The sequence below is a fragment of the Paenibacillus sp. PK4536 genome (assembly GCF_028594455.2).
GTDB classification, from domain to species: domain Bacteria; phylum Bacillota; class Bacilli; order Paenibacillales; family Paenibacillaceae; genus Saccharibacillus; species Saccharibacillus nuruki.
Map to the genome: position 1 here is coordinate 1,236,625 of NZ_CP126313.1, position 1,454 is coordinate 1,238,078.

Genomic DNA, 1,454 nt, shown 5'->3' on the forward strand with positions numbered 1-1,454 from the left:
GCCTCGGGGAGCTGTAAGCAAGCTGTGATCCGGGGATGTCCGAATGGGGAAACCTAACTGGATTCATCTCCAGTTACTCACACCTGAATACATAGGGTGTGCAGAGGCAGACGAGGGGAACTGAAACATCTAAGTACCCTCAGGAAAAGAAAACAAGAGTGATTCCGTCAGTAGCGGCGAGCGAACGCGGAACAGCCCAAACCAAGAAGCTTGCTTCTTGGGGTTGTGGGACGTCTCTTTGGAGTTACAAAGGAATGAGGTAGGCGAAGAGGTCTGGAAAGGCCCGCAAGACAAGGTGAAAGCCCTGTAGCTTAAATCTCATTCTCTCCGAGACGGATCCCGAGTAGTGCGGGGCACGTGAAACCCCGTATGAATCTGCCAGGACCATCTGGTAAGGCTAAATACTCCCTAGCGACCGATAGTGAAGCAGTACCGTGAGGGAAAGGTGAAAAGGACCCCGGAAGGGGAGTGAAATAGAACCTGAAACCGTGTGCTTACAAAAAGTCAGAGCCCTATGAATGGGTGATGGCGTGCCTTTTGTAGAATGAACCGGCGAGTTACGTTCCCGTGCAAGGTTAAGGTGAAAAGCCGGAGCCGCAGCGAAAGCGAGTCTGAATAGGGCGACTGAGTACGTGGACGTAGACCCGAAACCAGGTGATCTACCCCTGTCCAGGGTGAAGGTACGGTAACACGTACTGGAGGCCCGAACCCACGCACGTTGAAAAGTGCGGGGATGAGGTGGGGGTAGCGGAGAAATTCCAATCGAACCTGGAGATAGCTGGTTCTCCCCGAAATAGCTTTAGGGCTAGCCTCGGAAGTTGAGTCGTGGAGGTAGAGCACTGATTGGATGCGGGGCCCGCAAGGGTTACCAAGTTCAGTCAAACTCCGAATGCCACAGACTTTATTCCGGGAGTCAGACAGTGAGTGCTAAGATCCATTGTCGAAAGGGAAACAGCCCAGACCATCAGCTAAGGTCCCCAAGTGTGTGTTAAGTGGGAAAGGATGTGAAGTTGCACAGACAACCAGGATGTTGGCTTAGAAGCAGCCACCATTGAAAGAGTGCGTAATAGCTCACTGGTCGAGTGACTTTGCGCCGAAAATGTAACGGGGCTAAACACACCACCGAAGCTATGGCTTGATACTTTGTATCAGGGGTAGGGGAGCGTTGAATGAAGATTGAAGGTGTACCGCAAGGAGCGCTGGACCTCATTCAAGTGAGAATGCCGGTATGAGTAACGAAAAGATCAGTGAGAATCTGATCCGCCGAAAACCCAAGGATTCCTGAGGAAGGCTCGTCCTCTCAGGGTAAGTCGGGACCTAAGGCGAGGCCGAAAGGCGTAGTCGACGGACAACAGGTTGAAATTCCTGTACCACCGAAAGCCGTTATGAGCAATGGGATGACGCAGGAGGATAGTGACGCGGACTGATGGATGTCCGTTCAAGCAGTGAGGCTG

General features: G+C 52.4%; 1 rRNA gene (running past one end of the window). It reads left to right on the plus strand.

What is annotated here, in order from left to right:
* Window positions 1-1,454, plus strand: a 23S ribosomal RNA gene (locus PO903_RS05730); it runs 1,525 nt beyond the window's last position.